Source organism: Pseudidiomarina halophila (genome assembly GCF_003987215.1).
Lineage (GTDB): Bacteria > Pseudomonadota > Gammaproteobacteria > Enterobacterales > Alteromonadaceae > Pseudidiomarina > Pseudidiomarina halophila.
In genome coordinates, this window is the sequence record NZ_PIPW01000004.1 from 140,971 (window position 1) to 161,365 (window position 20,395).

Here is a 20,395-nt window from a genome sequence, read left to right on the forward strand (position 1 = left end):
TTCGCCTTCAATCCAATGGAGAATTTCATGAATCGCACTAAAGCTTTCGCTCTGTCCGCACTTACTGCTTCTTTTATGCTTGCTGGTTGTGGTGGTGATATTAACCTGACCCCAACTTCTATCGATAACTCAACCACCAATAACGGTGGTGGGGCAGCTCCCGATACCAACAACTGTGCATCTTATGAAGATGCCGGCGCTACGGTACGGGGTGAAAAAATTGGCGCGGATTGTGTTTATCCACGTAGTTTCTCGACGCCAGAGAGTCCAGTCGTCACCGATATTCGTCTGGTCGAATTGCCAGGTGGCGCACATATTTTTCCAAATGGTTTGTACATTGGTGAAAATGTACAGGAAACTGCCAGCGTTGAGCGCGACGGTCCGACTCTGACCATCGATGCTGGTGCGACCCTGGCCTTTGAAGACGGCGATTCATTTGTGCGTATCGCACGTGGCGCCGACATCATTGCGGAAGGTAATCGTAATGCGCCTATTACCTTTACTTCAGTACAAGAAGTGGAAAATGGTGTTAGCAATCCGAACGCACGTGGCTTGTGGGGCGGATTGGTAATTAATGGTTTTGGTATTTCAAACAAGTGTGATCAGGACGATCTGGCAAACTGCGTATTGCAGGGTGAAGGTGGTGCTGGTTTCTACGGTGGTGATGACAACGCTGATGATTCAGGCATCCTGCGTTATGTGTTGGTCAAATACGCTGGTTATGAAGTTTCTCTTGATAACGAATTGAACGGGATCACCTTCTACGGTGTGGGTTCAGGTACCACCGTTGAATACATTCAGGTTCACAACAACCTCGATGACGGCATCGAGTTTTTTGGCGGTGCTGCGAACGCGAAATACGTGGTGCTGACTGGCAACGACGATGACTCACTAGACTGGGCTGACGGCTGGCAGGGCAACATCCAGTACATCGTCACCAAACACGCAGATGACCGTGCCAACCGTGCTATCGAAGCTGACGGCAATAGCCGCAATAATGGCGCGACACCTTATTCAGACCCAATCATTGCTAACTTCACTTCAATTGGCTCGTTGACGGCTACTGACGGTTCTGATGAATCTGAAGGCGTGCTGCTACGTCAGGGTACGCGCGGTACCTTGTATAACTTCGTCATCACTGATGCGCGCGGCGAATGTCTGGAAATCGACAATGATGCCACCTTTGCGAACGCAGATGCAGGTAATTTGACCATCGCAAACTCGGTGATTGCATGTCATGAAAACTTCGCTGATGTCGCCACCCAAACCTGGTACGAGAACGAAGCCACCAACGTCACGCTCGACGAAATGGCTACAGTGTTGACCTCTGGCTATGTCACCGCAGCTGAAATGACTGATGCATCTGGCGCACCAGTTACCGTAACGCCGAAAACAGATTTAAGCAGCATCGACCCGTTCTTTGACGATGTTGATTTCATCGGTGCGGTAAGCGAAGACAATGATTGGACAAACGGCTGGACCGTAGGCCTGCGCGACTAGTTAAGGAACTGGAGCACAAGGACGTGCAGCTTTTCCCGCTAATTATCATGTCACGCATACGGAGTTTCCTATGAAAAAGCAGGCTGTATTAACGCAAAGTAAACTGGGCCTCGCGATCGCTCTCGCGTTGTCTGGACCCATTGCTTACGCTCAGGAATCTGATGCGCAAGCGACGAGCGATACGACCATTGAAGAAGTTGTCACCACAGGAACACGTTTGCAGGGCTCAGCCGCGGCCGTTGTCGAAGAGCGCAAAGCTCAGGCGTTTGTAGCTGATATCCTTGGAGCTGAACAAATTTCCCGAACGGGCGATAGCGATGCTGCGGCGGCGTTGCGACGGGTCACTGGTTTGACGCTGGTTGACGGTAAGTTTATCTATGTCCGCGGTCTTGGTGAGCGCTATTCAAGCACGCAACTTAACGGCGCCTCGGTTCCCTCGCCGGATCCAACGCGTAATGTCATCCCGTTGGATATGTTCCCGGCAAGCATTATCGAAAGTATGTCGGTGCAGAAGTCCTATTCACCGGACATGCCCGCCAACTTTGGTGGTGGTAACGTCGATATCCGTACGGTTTCAATTCCGACTGACCAAGTCTTTGATGTTTCGGTGGGTACCGGCTGGAATACCAACTTTTCCGACGACGGTCTGAGCTACCAGGGGGGCGGCGATGATTGGTTGGGTAAGGATGACGGAACCCGGGCCTTATCACCTGAGATGGTAACTGCGTTGGCGCGTTATCAGGAAACAATCAACACCGCTAATATCGCTGCTAGCGAAGGAATTTCCACAGCGGAAGCGGCTGCAATCAATCGCCAGTTAGCGGCATCACTTAACACCGAAAATGAAGTTTACTCAAAATCTCTGAGTCCTGATATTGATGGTTCGGTGACCTACGGTAATGCTTATGATATTGGCCATGATCTGACTTTTGGTTTTCTCGCTGGTGTGGATTATGGCAACAGCTGGTCAAATAGCGAAGAATCGGAATTGGTATTAGGCATTGCTGACGGTGAAGCAGCTGTTGATCAGGCAAGCGAGAGTCGGGTAACCACGCAGAATGTGGAACTAAGCAGCTTGCTCAACTTTGGCCTGAAGCTGGGTGACTACCACCGGGTAGAAACCTCGACCATTTTCTTACGCAATACTTCTGATCGGGTTGAACAGGGTGTGGTTGAAACGCCTAACTCGATTGATGAAGAAGGTTTGAGTTATTTTGATACGGATATCCGTTATGAACAACGCGAATTGCTGACCAACCAGATACGTGGGTCTCATTACTTTCCACAATTCTGGGGTTTTGCACTGGACTGGCAATACGCCGATTCACGCGCAAGTCGTGATGCGCCGGGCGAAGTTTTCTATCGGCAAATTAACGATCGTGATCTAGGTGAGGGCTTGGGGAATCTGGCGTTCCAGCAAACGCGTACAGCAACCACCTTGCAGTATCAAATATTGGAAGATGACGCACAAGACTGGCGCGTCGACGGTGAATTACCCCTTTATCTGGCAGAAATGGACATTCTCCTGAAAGGTGGCGGCCAGGTCTCGAAAAAAGCCCGGTCATCCTTTTCACGACGCTTTGCGATAAGCGCCGAACAAGTTGCCAATGATGCCCTGCAGAATGTCGGCTACAACGATTTGTTTAGTGACGCCAACCTTACCGACCAAGATTTTGGATTTGCTCTGTTCGGTGCGCCTACGGCTACAGATCCCAATTACTTAGCTGCGCAACAAGTTGAAGCCGGGTACGGTCTTGCCGATATACAGGTCAATGACGACTGGCGCGTCAGTGGTGGTTTGCGCTGGGAGCAGTACACTCAGGTAGCAGCGCAATTAGACCTTCGCAACATGACGGTTATCGGCGATCCTGCCGAAGCTGGACGCGTTGAAGATGATGTCTATGGCTCTTTAGCGTTAACCTATCAACTTAACGATGAGATGCAGTTAAGGGTTGGTTACGGCAGCACCGTAGTGCGTCCGGACTTGCGCGAATTAACCGAAGTGATTTTCGTCGATCCGCTGACCGACTTTAAAGTACGCGGTAACAGTGAGTTGATGACCACTGATATCGATAACTTTGATGTGCGTTGGGAATGGTATTTGCCGGCCGGAGAAAACTACTCGGTGGCAATGTTTTACAAAGACTTAGCCAACCCGATTGAAGCTGTTGAGGCAAAAGGTACCGACTCAGATCGGGTCATCACTTTCCTCAATGGTCAATCAGGCGAAGTCTACGGTTTGGAATTTGAATTTCTGAAAGACCTGACATTCTTATCCGACGGCTTGTTTTTATCAGGCAACCTGACGTTATCTGATTCAGAAATCAGTATTGCCAATACCGGTAACGTTGAACTGACCAACAATACCCGGCGGATGACCGGTCACTCCAAATACGTGACAAATCTTCAGCTGGGTTATGATTCATTGAATGGTGAACACAGTGCATCATTGATTTATAACGTCGCCGGTGAGCGCATTGCGTTTGCAGGGGTAAAAGAAGGTGCGGTAGGTATCGGTGATGCCGTCGAGCAACCTTTCCACAGCCTTGACCTGGTTTATACCTACTACCCGGACTTCAGTTCGAAAGTGAAGTTGAAGGTACAAAACATGCTTGGTGAGGATGTTGAAATCCAGCAAAATGGGCGTTTGATCCAAAGTCGTAGTGTCGGCACTGGAATTAGTCTTGAATACAGCTACTCTTTTTAGCAAAGCTGGTAGTGATGATAAAACGGGAGCTTCGGCTCCCGTTTTTTGTTATACAATAGGGAAACAAAAGCGTTGTTGGTTATTGGATATTAGTTATTGGTTTAAACCAACAGCGAACAGCCAACAGCGAATAGCAAAAAATCAGATAGCGGGTAACTACTTTTTATGCAGGAAGTGCAGGAAACATTAGAACAGGCCGAAAGTTGGCTGGCAGAGCGACCCGATGTAGACACCTTAACAAAGTTAGCGCTGCTGTTAGCCGGTGCCTGGGTGGCAAATTTTATCGTGAAAAAAATCCTGCTGCGTGGCTTATTGCGGATTTTAAGCTATACGCCAGCAGGTAAAGACCGCCAGGCGATTGAACGAAATATTGTGGCGCGCATTGCGAATGTCGTTCCCGCACTGGTTATTGCCTTTGGTATTACTTCGGTACCAAATTTATCTGACGAAGTGACAATTATTGTAACCAACGTCTGCTATGCGTTTATTGTCATTACCATCGCCCGGGCGATCAGCGGCACCCTGACAATTGTTAACACCCTCTATGAGCGCCAGCCGGAAGCACAGACACGGCCAATCAAAGGCTATATTCAGGTCGCCAAAATAGTGATTTACGCGGTGGCGACGATTTTGATGATTGCCGTGCTAATCGACAAGTCACCGGTTATCTTGCTGTCCGGCTTAGGTGCCATGGCAGCAGTATTGATGTTGGTGTTCCAGGATACCTTGCTAAGTCTCGTTGCCAGCGTCCAGATAACCTCTAATGACATTATTCGTGTCGGAGACTGGGTTGAGATGCCCAACTTGAACGCCGATGGTGACGTGATCGATATTGCCTTACACCAGGTCAAAGTACAGAACTGGGATAAGACCATTACCTTTATCCCTACGCGGCGCTTTATTTCCGACCCGTTTAAGAACTGGCGCGGCATGCAGGAGTCGGGTGGACGGCGGATTAAACGCAGCCTGCTGGTGGATCAGCAAAGCATTCACTTTTTGACTGACGATGAACTTAAAGCGGTGAAACGCTTTCGCTTGTTGAAAAGCTACCTGCAAAGCAAGCAGCAGGAAATCGACGACTGGAACCAACAACTTAAAGACGAAGGGAAAGAACCAGTCAATACCCGGCGTATTACCAATATAGGTACTTTCCGCGCGTACATTTTGCAGTACCTGGAAAACCATCCCAAGGTCCATCAGGAAATGACCCTGATGGCGCGGCAACTGAATCCAACCTCGGACGGTTTGCCCATCGAAGTCTATTGTTTTACCAATACGATTGCCTGGGCCGAATACGAAGGGATCCAGTCGGACATCTTTGACCATTTGTTATCTATTCTGCCGGAGTTTGGTCTACGTGTATTCCAGCACCCAAGTGGTATAGATATGCGGGAAATGACACGAAACCTACATGAAAGTGGCACAAAAAGTTCATCCTGACATAAAACTGACATAAGCCGGTCACCAAGCTGTCATACAACTGACGTATCTTGCACATCATCATTCACAACGTGTGCAAGGTGTTTCCATGAAACAATGTTTCGCTCGCACGCTGGTGCTTGCCAGCCTCCTGGCGAGTACCAGTGCAGTTGCTCAAGACCAGACGCTTGAGCCGGTGGTTGATGCCGCCAATGAAATCAATCAAGCCGCCCGCTCCTCACAATTAACCGTCGATCAAATCGCCGATACCACCCAAGAGCGACTTCAGCAGTTCAAGCAAATCAACCGCCAAATCGAGGGTCTGGAAGTTTATGTCCAGCAACTGCAGCGGCAGATTGACTTCCAGCAGCAGGAAAAGTCGGAGTTAAACACTGCGATTGATGAAGTCAGTGTGGTCGAACGCCAAATCACCCCCCTCATGCTGCGCATGATTGATAGCCTTGAAACCTTTGTAAATCTCGATGTTCCTTTCTTACCCAATGAGCGTGAAAACCGCATCATCAACCTCAAAGATCTGATGGATCGGGCAGACGTGGATGTTTCTGAGAAGTTCCGCCGGGTGATGGAAGCCTACCAGATTGAGGCCGACTACGGTCGCTCGATCGAAGCTTACAACGGTGAAATGCAAGTTGGTGGGCAACTGCAGGATGTCGAATTCCTGCGCATCGGCCGTACGGTGTTGATTTACAAGACCCGCGATGGAGAAGCCATGGGGGTATGGAACCAGAATCAACGGCAATGGCAGGAGTTAGATTCAGGCTATCGCAGCAGTGTTCAGGAAGCATTGCGCATCGCCCGTAAACAGCTTGCTCCTGACTTATTGATGTTACCGGTATTCACTCCATCTTCGCAGGCAGGAGAATAATTCATGTTGAAACTTAAACATTGCATTGCTGCTTTAGCGTTAGTGGTTGCGGCACCGGGCATGAGTCAGGAACCGGTGAACCTTGATCAACTGCTACAACAATTAAAAGCAGGCAAGTTTGCTCAGTCGCAAGCCAATGAAGAACGCGAAGCACGCTTCCGCGCTGAAGCGGCGCAGCAGCAACAGATTTTGCGCGAAGCCATTGCCAAGCGGGATCAACTGGAACAAACCAGTGCCCGACTGGAAAGCCAGTTTGAAGGCAATGAGCGTGATCTGGCTGCGTTAGAAGACGCACTCACCCAGCGAATGGGCTCATTAAAAGAGCTTTTCGGTGTGCTCCAGCAGGTGGCCGGTGATACCGCCAGCAATCTGCGCAACTCCTACGTATCAGTAGAGTTTCCAGGTCGCAGTGATGCGCTGAATGAGTTGGCCGAGAAAATGGGCTCCAGCTCGAAACTGGCGACCATCGAAGAAATTGAGTCAGTGTGGTTTGCGCTGCAACAGGAAATGACCGAATCAGGTAAGGTGAGTGAGTTTTCCACCGAAGTAACTTTAGCCAACGGCGAGAAAACAACTAAGCCGGTGATTCGTGTGGGCACCTTTAATATGGTCGCTGACGGCAAGTACTTAGAACTTATTCCAGGTACAGATGCGGTAGCCGAACTGGTTCGCCAGCCCGGCAGCCGATACCTCGACACGGCGGAGGCGCTGGAGCAGAGTAACGACAACCCGGTACGTTTTGGTCTTGACCCGACCGGCGGTTCAATTCTCGGCTTATTAGTACAAGCGCCAGGCTTAAAAGAGCGCATCGATCAGGGCTCCACGGTCGGCTATATCATTCTTGCTTTGGGCGTTATCGGTCTGCTTATCGCGCTGGAACGCTTCGTTACCCTGACCCTGATGGGCGGTAAAGTAAAACGCCAGCTGAAAAACGATAAAGCCCAGCAGGATAATCCCCTGGGGCGCGTCATGGCGGTGAAAGATAAGTATCCGGACGTCGACACCGAAACCCTGGAATTAAAACTCAGTGAAGCGATTCTGCGTGAGGTGCCACGTATTACCCGTAACCTGACCTTTATTAAAATCATCTCTGTGGTTGCCCCGTTACTGGGTTTGCTCGGAACGGTTACCGGCATGATCAATACCTTCCAGGCGATAACTCTGTTTGGCACCGGCGACCCGAAACTGATGGCGGGCGGTATTTCGCAGGCATTGGTAACCACAGTACTTGGACTGGTGGTTGCGATTCCGATGACGCTTCTATTCGCCACCTTGAATACGCGTAGCAAAAATCTGGTTCACGTATTGCAGGAGCAGGCGTCGGGCATCATTGCGGAGCGCTCTGAGCGGGGGCACTAATCATGGTGTTCTTTATCGACTTTTATAGTGCGATTCAGGACTTTGTCGAAACCGGCGGTCAGGTACTCCTGATTATCGGCATCCTGATTTTCATCATGTGGTTGATGATCCTGGAGCGCATCTTTTATTACACCCGCAAGCACCAGCAGGAGAAAAAGCGGGTATTGCAGAAGTGGAAGGATAGGGACGATAAATCCTCATGGAATGCGGAACAAATCCGCCAGGCCATGATTTCGCGGGTTTCTATCGCCCTGGGCGGACCACTTCCGATTCTGCAGGCATTGGTCGCACTGTGTCCGTTACTGGGTTTGATGGGCACAGTCACCGGCATGATTGAAGTGTTTGACGTCATGGCGGTGGCGGGTACAGGCAATGCGCGCTCAATGGCGGCTGGTGTTTCAAAGGCCACCATTCCAACCATGGCTGGCATGGTCGGCGCGCTGTCCGGGGTGTTTGCCACCACCTGGTTACAACGGACAGCCAAACGTGAACGCCTTAAACTTGAAGATCGCATGCTAATGGAACACCACTAGAGGGCATTTAGATGAAACAGCATTTTGCAAATTTGATTGACGAAGAAGAAACTCAAATTGATATGACGCCCATGCTCGACGTGGTGTTCATTATGTTGATCTTCTTCATTGTTACGGCGAGCTTCGTGAAAGAATCTGGTATTGATGTCAATCGCCCTGAGGCGGCCACGGCAGTGCAAAAGGATCGCGCGAACATTCTGGTGGCCATCAGTGATACGGGTGAGATCTGGATCAACAAACGACAGGTCGATGTACGCGCAGTACAGGCAAACATCGAACGTTTGTATGCTGAGAATCCGCAGGGGTCAGTGGTGATTCAGGCAGATAAAAAATCAACTACTGAAACACTGATAAAAGTTATGGACGCCGCGCGAGCCGCGGGTGTCTTTGATGTCTCGATCGCCGCGCAGGAAGAGTAAAGTCTATGCGTTTTTTAGCAGCACTCGCCGTTGCCGCCATAGTGACACTGGGTTTGTTTTACCTGATGCAGTCGCTTATTACTGGCGGACAAGGCGCAATGACTGAACCACCAAAAGGTAGCGTGTTGGATTTTGTCCGCGTAAAGCCCGAAGAAGTGGTTCAGGAAAAAGATCGCAAGCCCGAGCGTCCACCGGAGCCGGAAGCGCCGCCACCGGACATGCCAGCGCCGCAAATGGACAGCAGTGATCTGGTGCCGGATGCCCGTGGTTATGATTTTTCCGCGACCGCACAAGCGGACACCGGGCTTGGCGGAGGTATGAATCTGGATGCCAGTGACGGCGAGTACCTGCCCATCGTTAAGGTTCAGGCCGCCTACCCACGCCGTGCCTTGCAACGTGGTATTGAAGGTTACGTAGTAGTGGAATTTACCGTAACCCGTCAGGGTACCGTGCGTGAGCCGCGGGTGGTTGCAGCACAGCCCGAACAGATTTTCGATCAGGCTGCCATGGAGGCCGTCCTGAAGTTTAAATACAAACCTCGCGTAGTTAATGGTGAAGCTGTCGAAGTAGAAGGCGTGCAAAACCGGATTACGTTCGAGATTGATGGCTAGGAGAAGCGCTATGCGTAAATTCATCGTACTTATAGGCTGGGTTCTGTTCAGTCAGTTTCTTCATGACGCAGCAATCGCTCAGGACAGTAAGCGGGTGCCCGCCTTACGTGAACAGGTTTATAGCCAATTGGCGCGGGCGCAGGAACTCGCTGATGGCGGCGATGTCGATGCCGGTCTGGAAGCCTTAAAGAATATCGAAACGAAGCTCGGGAGTATGAACAGCTACGAACGCGCCATGCTATGGAATTTTTACGGTTACATGCATTATGGCAAAGATCGGGTGACCGAGGCGTTGCACTATTTTGATAAAGTCGTGCAAGAAGAGCCGATTCCTGATGCGCTAAAGCAAAACACGTTATTTAGCTTAGCGCAGCTGGCATTAGGTCAGGGTGATTATGCGGAAACACTTGATTATCTGTCCCGCTGGGAACAGGTAGCAGGGGATGAGCAGGCAAGCAAAGCCGATGTGCTGCGTGCTCAGGCGCTGTACCAAAAAGGCGATTACCAGCAAGCCTTAGCGCCAATAAAACGGGCGATAAAAGCTGCCCAGAGCCAGGGTGAATCAGGCGATGAGAACTGGTATGTGCTGCAGCGCGCGATTCACTACGAGTTAGGGCAAACCGCAGCGGTTGCCGACGTTCTCGAGCAGATGATCAAGTACTTCAATAAGCCTGACTACTGGATTCAGTTGGCCGGGGTTTACGGTCAACTTGGCCAAGATGAGCAGCAGTTAGCAATGCTTGAAGCAGCCTACCAGCAAGGCTTTCTCAGCGAAGGTCAGGATCTGCAAATGCTGGTGCAAAGCTACTTCTTTGGTGGCGTGCCCTATAAAGCGGGTCGGGTAATGGAACAAGCCATTGAACAAGGTAAGCTGGAAGCCGACCTGCGTAATTTAAAATTGCTGGCGCAGAGCTGGATTGCCGCAAAAGAAACGGACAAGGCCGTTGCTGCATTGCAACGCGCAGCTGAGCTGAGCAACGATGGCGAGCTGGATGCGCAACGTGCGCAAGTTTTGCTAAATTCTGAACGATACGCTGACGCCATAACCGCCGCCAAGACCGCACTGGCAAAAGGTAATCTGGAAAAACCAGGCACCATGCACTTAGTCATTGGCATGGCTGAGCTTGAACAAGAGAACTATAATCCTGCGCTACAGGCTTTTGCCAAAGCCAAAGCCTTCGAAGAAGCGCGTAAAGCAGCTGCTCAGTGGGAACGTTTCGCTACCTCTGAAAAGGAGCAGGCAGAACGGCTAAAACAACTGCAGTCGTCATAAAAACGACACGCAACGGCAATGAGAACGACATAAAAAGTTTATTGGATCGACAAAAAACTGTCATACAGTCATGAAACTGTCATAAAGTTGCAATATGCTAGGCGCGTTTGAGTGGTAATCGACCGCTCGATCCCAAATTTAGCTAGTGTAGGTGACCGTTATGACTTTTAAACATGTGGCTTTGATGATGCTTCCGTTGGCTGTGCTCAGTGCACCGGTAGTTGCTCAGGACGACAACCAGGCTCCTAAAATCAGTTTTGATTTTTATGGTAAAGCAAATGTTTCATTGCAAAGCAATGATGATGGCTCAGGTAGTGAAACTGAATTAGAAAGCAACTCGTCACGTATTGGGGTGAAGGGCGGCAGCAAAATCAGTGACGATCTGGAAGTTATTTATCAGCTCGAGTGGCAGGTTGATCTTGCTGATTTAGGTGGTGACGATAACCTTAAATCACGTAACCAGTTTGTCGGTTTGCGCGGCAACTTTGGTGAAGTGACAGTGGGGCGTCGCGACACGGTATTGAAAACTGTTCAGGGCGATATCGACCAGTTCAGTGACTACGTCGCCGACGTGAAAGGCCTGTTTGAAGGTGAAAACCGGACCAGTAACACTGTTTCGTATTACTCGCCCAGTTTGAACCATTTCCGGGTTGCCGGTAGCTGGGTGTTGAGTGAAGATGATGCTCAGGACGATGGCTACTCATTAGCGTTAACCTACGGTGACGACGGGCTGGACGATACGGGTTATTATTTTGGTGCGGCAATGGATCGCGATGTGGACGGTTATGATATCGAGCGTCTGGTCGGTTACACCAAAGTAGCAAACACCATGTTTGGTCTGATGTGGCAACAGCAGGAACGCGTTGACGGCACCGCCGAAGCTGATGGCTTCGTTGCCAGCGTCAAACAACCCTGGGGCAACTTCAGCTTCAAAGCCCAGTATCAGATCATGGACTTTATCGATGGTGAAGACGACGCCTTTTCATTTGGTGTCGACTATAAACTTGCGAAAAGCACCAAACTGTTCACCTGGTACACTGGCCGCGACCGCGAAACCATTGAAGCGGAACAACGCTATATTGCTGTGGGTATCGAACATAAGTTTTAAGGCTTTGCACAGGACCAAAGTGTGAGTGTTATCCAAAGCCAAAGCTAGGTAAACTATCGCCATCACTCAATAGGCAAGAAGCTGATGGCGAACTTTCTTTTTATTGCTGGCTACGTCGTAATAGGTCTGTTACTGCGACGTAGTCCGCAATTCCCACATAACACCGGGCAAATTCTCAACGCGTACGTGATTTATGTAGCACTGCCGGCGGTGGTACTGCAAAAGATCCCGATGCTCACCTTTGGCAAAGAATTGCTCTATCCAGCATTAATGCCCTGGCTGTTACTGGTTTTGACGGTGCCTCTGGTGCTTGCGCTGGCGCGCTGGCGTGGCTGGTCCCGGGCGACCACCGGCGCGATGTTGATTGTGATCCCACTCGGCAATACTTCATTTGTTGGTTTTCCAATGATTGAAGCCTTTTTTGGGCCTGAAGGCATTCCTTATGCCTTGCTTTATGACCAGCTTGGTTCGTTCTTCATACTTTCCATTTATGCCACCATTATCGCGGCGCTCTACAGTCACCAGGAAGGGGAATCCGCGCAGCGGCCATCAGCCGGAACTATTGCGTGGAAGATTGTGCGGTTTCCGCCTTTTGTCGCTCTCATTGCGGCGTTTGCGCTGCGTGAATTTAGTTATCCTGATGTGCTGCAGCAATTCATTGACTCCCTCGCGATTACCCTGGTGCCGGTGATCATGGTTGCGGTCGGTTTTCAGTTGCGCTTTCGCTTGCCGCAGGAAGATCGTGGTCCACTTGGCTGGGCGCTGTTCATTAAGTTGGGCTTAACGCCCCTGGTGGCGTTGCTGGTGTTGATGGGGTTCGGCTTAGATCAACTGGCGGTGCAGGTGACCATTATGGAGGCCGCGATGCCTGCAATGATCTCTGCCGGGGCGCTGGCTATTATGGCGGGCCTGGCCCCGACACTGTCCGCCGCAGTAGTCGGTTACGGCGTTTTATTTTGTTTTGTGACCTTACCTGTCTGGTATTTTATTCTGCAGCGTCTGGCGGCAATTTTTTAGCACGGAACTCGCCTTCGGCCACTTTCACGCTAAAGCTTTCGTCAGCAGATAGTTGGTCAGGATGACGAATAAGTTCGCCCTGGGTGTTGCGTACCACCGCGTAGCCGCGGGCGATGGTTTGCAGCGGACTGACAATTTGCAAATTTTGCAGGGTCGCGGCGTGTTTTTGTTGCCATGTTTTCAGAGTTTGGCGCATCGCCTGGGCATTACGCGCCTGCAGTTGTGCCAGTTGTTGCTTTAACGGTGCCAGTTGGCGCTGCGGATGCAGGGCCTGCAAACGTTGTGCTGTGCCAATCAGGCGCTGTTGCGTCTGACGTTGGGTGCGCTGCAGTGCTGCGGCCGCGCGTGCGGATAGCTCGTCAACCCGCTGGCTATTTTGTTGCAGGCGGCGTTGCGGATGTTGCTGTTGTAGGCGGTTTTGCCAGTGTTGCAGTGTCTGCTGCAAAAAGCCGCGTTGACGTTGCCAGTGTTGGCGCAAACGGTGCTCCAACTGTAACAGCCGTTGTAACACCTCGCGTTGATCGCGACTCACCAGTTCCGCTGCGGCAGATGGTGTAGGTGCGCGCACATCAGCAACGTAATCTGCAATGGTAAAATCGACTTCGTGACCGACGGCACTGATCAACGGAAGGGGACAGCTGTGCAGGGCATGGGCCAGCTGTTCATCGTTAAAGCACCACAAATCTTCCAACGAGCCGCCACCACGGGTAATAATGAGTACATCTACCTCATTGCGGGCACAGGCGCGCTGCAACGCAAATAATAAATCATTTACAGCACTCTGCCCCTGCACAGCACTCGGGTAGATGATGACTTCAACACTGGGGTCACGGCGCCTTAATACTGCCAGTATGTCGCGGATTGCGGCACCAGTTGGCGAAGTAATAACCCCGACCCGGCGGATTTCTGTTGGTAATGACTGCTTATGCTCCGCGGCAAATAATCCTTCCGCCTGTAATTTGCGCTTGAGCTGTTCGTAGCGTTGTTGCAACAAACCCGCGCCGGCATCTTCCATGTGTTCGATTATCAACTGATAATCGCCGCGTGGTTCATACACTGTGAGTTTGGCGCGAACCAATACCTGCATGCCATGCTGGGGCCGCACTTTGGCGCGCTGATTGGCGTTACGGAACATTGCGGCCTTGATTTGCGCACGCTCATCTTTAAGGGTGAAGTACCAGTGGCCGGAGCCTGGAGCAGCAAAGTTTGAAATTTCGCCAATCAACCAAATTGAGCCAAAGCCACGCTCAAGTACTTGACGCACTTCGGCATTTAATTGGGTAACGGTGAATATTGCGGCTTCGGTCATGTTATAAACCCATCAGAAGTGAAAAAATCAGTTTACTGAAAAGCCCTTTACGAGTAAAATCTGCCCGCAACATAAACTAAGCTAGTGGGATGTTGCCATGCTACGAATCGCTCAAGAAGCTCTTACCTTCGACGATGTTTTACTCGTCCCCGGTCACTCGACTGTTTTACCTCATACTGCTGACCTGCGCACGCGTCTTACGCGTGGTATCGAACTTAATATTCCGATGATTTCAGCAGCCATGGATACGGTCACTGAAGCAGCCCTGGCCATTGCGCTCGCGCAAGAAGGCGGGCTTGGCTTCGTGCATAAAAACATGACCATCGCTGAGCAAGCTGCCCATGTACGCAAAGTTAAGAAGTACGAAAGCGGCATGGTTTCTGATCCCGTCACCGTAACGCCAGATACTACCCTTGGTGAAATTCGCGCGCTGAATGTCGAACACGGCTTTCATGGCTTCCCAGTGGTGGAAAGCTCCGGCGAGCTGGTGGGTATCATCACCGGTCGTGACGCCCGTGCAGAAAGTGACAACAGCAAGCGTGTTGCCACTATTATGACGCCGAAAGAGCGACTCATCACCGTAAAAGAAAGCGCAGAAAGTGCTGAGATTCTGGATCTGATGCACAAGCATCGGATTGAGAAAATTCTTGTGGTCGATGACGCTTTCCATTTGCGTGGCATGATTACCCTGAAAGACTTTACCAAAGCCGAAAACAAACCCAACGCCTGTAAAGATGAGCTTGGCCGCTTACGAGTCGGTGCTGCTGTGGGTGTTGGTCCGGGCACGGAAGAGCGTATCGCTGCTTTGGTTGAGGCGGGCGTCGACGTGCTTTTGATCGACACTTCCCATGGTCATTCGCAGGGTGTTATCGACCGCGTTGCCTATGTGCGCAAGGAATATCCTAATCTGCAGCTTATCGCAGGCAACGTCGCTACCGGTGCGGGGGCAAAAGCCCTGGCGGATGCCGGCGTCGATGCAGTTAAAGTCGGTATCGGTCCTGGTTCAATCTGTACCACGCGTATCGTAACCGGTTGTGGTGTGCCACAAATTACCGCTATCAGTGACGCTGTTGATGCCCTTAAAGGTACCGGAATTCCAGTCATTGCCGATGGCGGGATTCGCTTCTCCGGTGATATCGCTAAAGCTATTGCAGCTGGCGCTGACTGTGTGATGGTAGGCAGTATGCTGGCTGGTACTGAAGAATCACCGGGTGAGGTTGAGCTGTACCAGGGACGTTACTACAAATCCTATCGCGGTATGGGCAGCCTGGGCGCAATGGATCAGCGTAACGGTTCTTCGGATCGCTATTTCCAGGCCTCTAACGAAGCTGAAAAGCTGGTACCAGAAGGTATCGAAGGGCGAGTGGCCTACAAAGGACCAATGGCGACCATTATCCATCAACAGATGGGCGGTCTGCGTTCAGCAATGGGCCTTACCGGTTCGGCCAATATTAAAGAAATGCGCACCAAGCCGCAGTTTGTCCGCGTGACCTCTGCCGGCATGGGCGAATCACATGTGCACGATGTGCAGATCACGAAAGAAGCTCCTAACTACCGAATGGGTTAAGACATAATGCAAGATATTCATGCACATCGAATTTTAATTTTAGATTTTGGCTCGCAGTACACGCAGTTGATTGCTCGCCGTATCCGTGAAATTGGCGTTTATTGTGAGTTGTGGGCGTGGGACGTTGATGCCGAAGACATCAAGAATTTCAATCCAAATGGCATTATCTTGTCAGGCGGACCAGAATCGGTGACCGAAGTCGACTCACCGCGGGCCCCGGATTATGTATTTGAAGCGGGTGTTCCGGTACTGGGTGTATGTTACGGCATGCAGACGATGGCTGCGCAGCTCGGCGGTAAAGTACAGGGTTCGCTTGAACGTGAGTTCGGTTATGCGTTGGTAGAGCGCATTGCTCCCAGCCCACTGTTTCACCATATCGAAGACAGCATCCATGAAAATGGCAATCCAATGTTAGATGTCTGGATGAGCCATGGCGACAAAGTTATTGAACTGCCGGAAGGCTTTACTGTTGTTGCGCAAACACCAACGTGTCCAATTGCCTCAATGGCTGACGATAAACGTGATTTTTATGGTGTACAGTTTCACCCGGAAGTCACTCATACGCGTCAGGGTATGCGTATGCTGGAACATTTCGTGGTAGAAATCTGTGAATGCGAAACCAACTGGACAGCCGCACACATTATTGATGATGCTGTGGCGCGCATTCGTGAGCAGGTGGGGAACGGTAAAGTCGTACTAGGTTTATCTGGGGGTGTAGACAGCTCAGTCACCGCAATGTTGTTGCACCGCGCGATTGGCGACCAGTTAACCTGTGTGTTCGTAGACAATGGCTTGTTACGCTGGAAAGAAGCTGAGCAAGTCATGGAAATGTTTGGCGACCACTACGGCCTGAATATTATCCATGTTGATGCCGAAGACCGTTTCTTAGATGCTCTGGCAGGGGAGCACGACCCTGAAGCCAAGCGTAAAATTATCGGCGGCGTGTTTATTGATATTTTCGATGAGCAAGCGACCAGTATCAAAGATGTGTCGTACTTAGCTCAGGGTACCATCTACCCGGACGTCATCGAATCGGCCGGCTCTAAAACCGGTAAAGCACATGTGATCAAGTCTCATCACAATGTCGGTGGTTTACCGGCTGATATGAAACTGAGCCTGGTTGAACCATTGCGCGAGCTATTCAAAGATGAGGTGCGGAAGATCGGTCTGGAACTTGGTCTGCCATACGATATGTTGTATCGCCATCCGTTCCCGGGACCAGGCTTAGGGGTTCGGGTACTGGCTGAAGTTAAGAAAGAATACTGTGAGCTGTTACGCCGCGCCGACCATATCTTTATTACCGAACTGCGCAAAGCAGGTCTGTACCACGAAGTGAGTCAGGCATTTGCAGTCTTTCTGCCGGTACGCTCGGTCGGGGTAATGGGTGATGCCCGCAAATACGATTGGGTTATTGCGATTCGCGCCGTCGAAACGATTGATTTCATGACCGCACGTTGGGCTCATTTACCTTATGAGCTGCTTGAAACGGTTTCCAACCGTATCATCAATGAAATCGATGGCATTTCGCGCGTGGTTTACGATATATCAGGAAAACCGCCGGCAACCATTGAATGGGAGTAAGGTCGTCCTGTTCTGCATAATCGCGGATTAGTTATCGGAAGCCACTGGCGTTAGTATCGTCAGTGGCTTTTTTATATCTTCAATGGGTGAAACTCACATGCAGGAACGAATTGTCATTGTTGGAGGGGGTGCCGGCGGGCTTGAACTGGCAACGATGCTGGGGCGTAAGCTTGGGCGCAGTAAACAGGCGCGAGTTACGCTGATTGATCGCAACAGTACCCATTTGTGGAAGCCTTTGTTGCATGAGGTAGCTTCGGGAGCGCTGGATTCACGTATGGCGGAGCTGGATTATCGGGGACAAAGTGCGCGTTATGGGTTTGAGTTTTTGCTGGGAACACTGGAGTCGGTCGATAAAGCTAAAAAAACGATTCAGTTAGCTGCAATACGCGATGACCGTGGCAAAGAAGTCCTCGCGGCACGAAACCTTTCATACGATCGACTGATTCTGGCCATCGGCGGGGTAACCGCAGATTTTGGCACGCCGGGCGTTAAAGAGCATAGCCATTTTCTGGATTCATTGCGCCAGGCCGATCAATTCCATCATTATTTACTTAATGAGTTTTTACGGGTCAATCAGTCCATTGAAGATGGCAATCAGACAAAACTTTCCCTGGCCATTGTCGGTGGTGGCGCAACCGGCGTTGAGTTAGCCGCCGAGTTGATACATTCAGTGTCGCTGCTATCGATTTACGGTTTGCCTTATCTCGATCAAAAACATCTTAAAGTTTGCTTAGTCGAAGCGGATAAGCGGCTGTTACCTGCATTACCCGAGCGTTTGTCGAAATCAGTGGCGAAAAAACTCAAGTCGCTGGGAGTCGAAGTCATACTGAATAATCCAGTTAGTGAGGTTACGGAAAATACGCTGGTATTGGCTGAGGGCGAACCTATTCAGGCCGATTTGATCGTCTGGGCTGCTGGGGTGAGAGCCCCCGACGTGGTCAAAGAATGGGGGTTGCAGCTGCGTAAAAATAACCAAATCTTAGTTAACCCGTACCTGCAAACTGTATCCGATGAATCTATTTACGCGATAGGCGACTGTGCGGCGTGCCGTATCGATGATGAACGCTGGGTTCCGCCGCGGGCACAATCGGCGCACCAAATGGCGAAATCTCTGTATCGAAACATTGTGCGCGATTACCGCTTGAAAGCGCCAAAGCCGTTTGTCTATAAAGACCGCGGTTCCTTGGTTTCGTTGAGTCGTTTCACTGCAGTGGGTAACTTCATGCAAAGTAAGAGTTTGTCGATGTCGCTTGAAGGGACTGCGGCGCGGTGGGCCTATGCGAGCTTATATCGCATGCATCAACGCGTCTTGCATGGCTGGTGGAAAATGTTCCTGTTGCTGATGGTGGATAAACTGAATCGTGTGGTAAAACCGCGACTGAAATTACACTGACGATATACATCTGCAGGGGCTTAAGGCACAATGCGAAACATAACTTTTGTAGGTATATCGCAAGGCGATCTGTCGTAACTATTTGACTTTATAGCTGCACGTTGGGCACATTGATCTTATGAATTATTGCAAAGGGTTTCTAACCCTGTTGGCATTAGTGCTACTCGCCGGCTGCGCGCCGCAGCCACAGCCTGACCACCTTGCTGAAATTCAGCAACGGGGTGTCTTGCGTGTCGGTACCCTGTTGGGGCCGACAACCTACTACCATGAATTTGAAAATGAAGGTGGGCTTGAATACGCCCTTGCTGCGACGTTTGCTGAGCAGCTTGATGTTGAGTTGGAAATTGTCTCACGTTACAACGTCAACGATTTATTTGGCTTAATCGACAATCGTCAGGTCGATCTGGTCGCGGCCGGGCTTGACCGCACTCCCAGACGTGACCGGAGTTACCGCTTTGGTCCGCCCTACCAGGAAGTTGACCAGCGTTTAGTGTATCGCCAGGGCTCACGCGATCGACCGCGGGACTGGAGTCAGGTCGATGATGAAGTGGTGGTGGTTGCCGGTAGTAGTCATCACGAATGGCTGCGTCGCAATACGCAAAGCTTTCCCAATCTACGCTGGCGCGCAACCAACGAGCACGATGCTACCGAGTTGCTGCGTTCAGTGATCGACGGCGAAATTGCCTTTACCATTGCTGATAGCAACATCCTGGATATGCAGCGCCGCTACTTCCCCAACATCAGTGTGGCTTTTACGGTTCGCGATAACCTTGACGTAAGCTGGATGTTGGCCCCGGGACGCGACGCCTCACTGTATGCAGAAGTTATCCGCTTCTTTGGCGAGCTACGCCAATCCGGAGAGCTGGATCGTCTGATCGATCAGCATTTTGGCCATGTTTCCCAATTTAATTATGTCGACACCAGCTTGTTTATTGACGCCGTGCAGAGCACCTTACCTAAGTACCGCGATTTCTTTGTTGAGCATTCCGGGCGTCTTGACTGGCGCTTGCTAGCAGCAATTTCCTATCAGGAAAGTCTGTGGAACCCGCGGGCGGTTTCGGCAACCGGAGTGCGGGGCCTGATGATGCTGACGTTGCCTACGGCTGAAGCCATGGGGGTCAGCAGCCGTCTTAATCCGGAAGAAAGTATCCGCGGTGGGGCACGTTATTTTGAGCGGATGTTAGATACGATTCCGGCGCGCATCCCGGAACCAGACCGCACCTGGTTCGCTCTTGCTGCCTACAACATTGGTTACGGCCACCTGGAAGACGCGCGGGTGATGACCGAGCGGCAAGGTGGCGATCCGGATCGCTGGATAGATGTGCGGAAACGACTACCCTTATTAAGGCAAAAGAAATATTACCGACAAACGCGCTTTGGTTTTGCGCGTGGTGATGAACCCGTGCGATATGTAGGAAACATTCGTCGCTATTACGACACCCTGGTGTGGCTGGATGAACGTGGACGCATTCCAGCGCAACCCTTAGAAATCTCGCTGCCGGTTGGCAGTGGCGATGAGGCAAACTAATGCGCACAAAGAAACGTCTGGTCCCTCAAGCTCGACGCCGGGCATGGTTACGCAAGCAAAGTCATCTTAAAAATGAACGGCGGCAAAAATGGTTCCGGTTATGTCAGAAACACGACTGACCAAGTGCCGAACGCGGTAGTTTAGCGCGTAAAAAAAGACTATAATACGCGGCTTCAAATGTCGGT

The 20,395-nt window shown here is 50.9% G+C and carries 16 protein-coding genes; 15 read left to right on the top strand and 1 reads right to left on the bottom strand.

Annotated elements, in window-relative coordinates:
- Positions 1–27: 27 nt before the first annotated feature.
- From CWI69_RS11440 to CWI69_RS11490, 11 genes are all read left to right on the top strand, one after another.
- On the top strand, positions 28–1,500 hold the full coding sequence (locus CWI69_RS11440; RefSeq protein ID WP_126764444.1) for a hypothetical protein: 1,473 nt from the start codon (positions 28–30) through the stop codon (positions 1,498–1,500).
- A 70-nt stretch (positions 1,501–1,570) separates the two neighbouring features.
- The gene (locus CWI69_RS11445) at positions 1,571–4,207 is read left to right on the top strand and encodes a TonB-dependent receptor domain-containing protein (protein WP_126764446.1); all 2,637 of its coding nucleotides are present in this window, start codon (positions 1,571–1,573) and stop codon (positions 4,205–4,207) included.
- A gap of 165 nt (positions 4,208–4,372) precedes the next feature.
- A complete protein-coding gene (locus CWI69_RS11450) occupies positions 4,373–5,647 on the top strand; it encodes a mechanosensitive ion channel family protein (RefSeq protein WP_126764447.1) in 1,275 nt (424 codons plus the stop codon).
- Between the two features lie 88 nt (positions 5,648–5,735).
- Complete coding sequence (locus tag CWI69_RS11455) at positions 5,736–6,512, top strand: DUF3450 domain-containing protein (protein WP_126764449.1); 777 nt, start codon at positions 5,736–5,738, stop codon at positions 6,510–6,512.
- Positions 6,513–6,515: 3 nt separating this feature from the next.
- Entirely contained in the window at positions 6,516–7,871 is a 1,356-nt protein-coding gene (locus CWI69_RS11460; protein WP_126764451.1) for a MotA/TolQ/ExbB proton channel family protein, read from the top strand.
- A 2-nt stretch (positions 7,872–7,873) separates the two neighbouring features.
- Positions 7,874–8,404 carry a MotA/TolQ/ExbB proton channel family protein gene (locus CWI69_RS11465; protein WP_126764452.1) on the top strand — a complete coding sequence of 177 codons (531 nt, stop codon included), beginning with the start codon at positions 7,874–7,876 and terminating at the stop codon, positions 8,402–8,404.
- A gap of 11 nt (positions 8,405–8,415) precedes the next feature.
- Positions 8,416–8,823 carry an ExbD/TolR family protein gene (locus tag CWI69_RS11470; RefSeq protein ID WP_126764454.1) on the top strand — a complete coding sequence of 136 codons (408 nt, stop codon included), beginning with the start codon at positions 8,416–8,418 and terminating at the stop codon, positions 8,821–8,823.
- 5 nt (positions 8,824–8,828) lie between these two features.
- On the top strand, positions 8,829–9,434 hold the full coding sequence (locus CWI69_RS11475; RefSeq protein ID WP_126764455.1) for an energy transducer TonB: 606 nt from the start codon (positions 8,829–8,831) through the stop codon (positions 9,432–9,434).
- 10 nt (positions 9,435–9,444) lie between these two features.
- Positions 9,445–10,707, top strand: a complete 1,263-nt coding sequence (locus CWI69_RS11480) for a tetratricopeptide repeat protein (protein WP_126764456.1) — start codon at positions 9,445–9,447, stop codon at positions 10,705–10,707.
- A 160-nt stretch (positions 10,708–10,867) separates the two neighbouring features.
- Positions 10,868–11,815 carry a porin gene (locus CWI69_RS11485; RefSeq protein WP_126764457.1) on the top strand — a complete coding sequence of 316 codons (948 nt, stop codon included), beginning with the start codon at positions 10,868–10,870 and terminating at the stop codon, positions 11,813–11,815.
- Positions 11,816–11,899: 84 nt separating this feature from the next.
- Positions 11,900–12,832, top strand: a complete 933-nt coding sequence (locus tag CWI69_RS11490) for an AEC family transporter (protein WP_126764458.1) — start codon at positions 11,900–11,902, stop codon at positions 12,830–12,832.
- On the opposite strand, the gene xseA is transcribed toward CWI69_RS11490, so the two are convergent.
- Positions 12,801–14,141: an exodeoxyribonuclease VII large subunit gene (gene xseA / locus CWI69_RS11495; protein WP_126764459.1), complete on the bottom strand. Its 1,341-nt coding sequence runs from the start codon at positions 14,139–14,141 to the stop codon at positions 12,801–12,803. The two genes, CWI69_RS11490 and xseA, sit on opposite strands and share 32 nt — an antisense overlap.
- A 97-nt stretch (positions 14,142–14,238) precedes the next feature.
- Between xseA and guaB the strand changes: the two genes are divergently transcribed.
- From guaB to mltF, 4 genes are all read left to right on the top strand, one after another.
- Positions 14,239–15,708: an IMP dehydrogenase gene (gene guaB, locus CWI69_RS11500; protein ID WP_126764461.1), complete on the top strand. Its 1,470-nt coding sequence runs from the start codon at positions 14,239–14,241 to the stop codon at positions 15,706–15,708.
- A 6-nt stretch (positions 15,709–15,714) separates the two neighbouring features.
- Positions 15,715–17,289 (top strand): glutamine-hydrolyzing GMP synthase, encoded by a 1,575-nt coding sequence (gene guaA / locus CWI69_RS11505; protein ID WP_126764462.1) that lies wholly within the window; start codon positions 15,715–15,717, stop codon positions 17,287–17,289.
- 97 nt (positions 17,290–17,386) lie between these two features.
- Positions 17,387–18,682, top strand: coding sequence for an NAD(P)/FAD-dependent oxidoreductase (locus tag CWI69_RS11510; protein WP_126764464.1), 1,296 nt, complete (start codon positions 17,387–17,389; stop codon positions 18,680–18,682).
- Between the two features lie 118 nt (positions 18,683–18,800).
- Entirely contained in the window at positions 18,801–20,210 is a 1,410-nt protein-coding gene (mltF, locus tag CWI69_RS11515; protein WP_126764465.1) for a membrane-bound lytic murein transglycosylase MltF, read from the top strand.
- The last annotated feature ends 185 nt before the right edge of the window (positions 20,211–20,395 follow it).

What these genes read in the sequence shown, in the direction of transcription:
- CWI69_RS11490 (WP_126764458.1), top strand. Translation starts at nt 11,900, where the DNA reads ATGGCGAACTTTCTTTTTATTGCTGGCTACGTCGTAATAGGTCTGTTA.
- mltF (WP_126764465.1), top strand. Translation starts at nt 18,801, where the DNA reads ATGAATTATTGCAAAGGGTTTCTAACCCTGTTGGCATTAGTGCTACTC.
- CWI69_RS11455 (WP_126764449.1), top strand. Translation starts at nt 5,736, where the DNA reads ATGAAACAATGTTTCGCTCGCACGCTGGTGCTTGCCAGCCTCCTGGCG.
- CWI69_RS11440 (WP_126764444.1), top strand. Translation starts at nt 28, where the DNA reads ATGAATCGCACTAAAGCTTTCGCTCTGTCCGCACTTACTGCTTCTTTT.
- guaB (WP_126764461.1), top strand. Translation starts at nt 14,239, where the DNA reads ATGCTACGAATCGCTCAAGAAGCTCTTACCTTCGACGATGTTTTACTC.
- CWI69_RS11445 (WP_126764446.1), top strand. Translation starts at nt 1,571, where the DNA reads ATGAAAAAGCAGGCTGTATTAACGCAAAGTAAACTGGGCCTCGCGATC.
- CWI69_RS11510 (WP_126764464.1), top strand. Translation starts at nt 17,387, where the DNA reads ATGCAGGAACGAATTGTCATTGTTGGAGGGGGTGCCGGCGGGCTTGAA.
- CWI69_RS11485 (WP_126764457.1), top strand. Translation starts at nt 10,868, where the DNA reads ATGACTTTTAAACATGTGGCTTTGATGATGCTTCCGTTGGCTGTGCTC.
- guaA (WP_126764462.1), top strand. Translation starts at nt 15,715, where the DNA reads ATGCAAGATATTCATGCACATCGAATTTTAATTTTAGATTTTGGCTCG.
- CWI69_RS11460 (WP_126764451.1), top strand. Translation starts at nt 6,516, where the DNA reads ATGTTGAAACTTAAACATTGCATTGCTGCTTTAGCGTTAGTGGTTGCG.
- CWI69_RS11450 (WP_126764447.1), top strand. Translation starts at nt 4,373, where the DNA reads ATGCAGGAAGTGCAGGAAACATTAGAACAGGCCGAAAGTTGGCTGGCA.
- CWI69_RS11465 (WP_126764452.1), top strand. Translation starts at nt 7,874, where the DNA reads ATGGTGTTCTTTATCGACTTTTATAGTGCGATTCAGGACTTTGTCGAA.
- CWI69_RS11470 (WP_126764454.1), top strand. Translation starts at nt 8,416, where the DNA reads ATGAAACAGCATTTTGCAAATTTGATTGACGAAGAAGAAACTCAAATT.
- xseA (WP_126764459.1), bottom strand. Translation starts at nt 14,141, where the DNA reads ATGACCGAAGCCGCAATATTCACCGTTACCCAATTAAATGCCGAAGTG.
- CWI69_RS11480 (WP_126764456.1), top strand. Translation starts at nt 9,445, where the DNA reads ATGCGTAAATTCATCGTACTTATAGGCTGGGTTCTGTTCAGTCAGTTT.
- CWI69_RS11475 (WP_126764455.1), top strand. Translation starts at nt 8,829, where the DNA reads ATGCGTTTTTTAGCAGCACTCGCCGTTGCCGCCATAGTGACACTGGGT.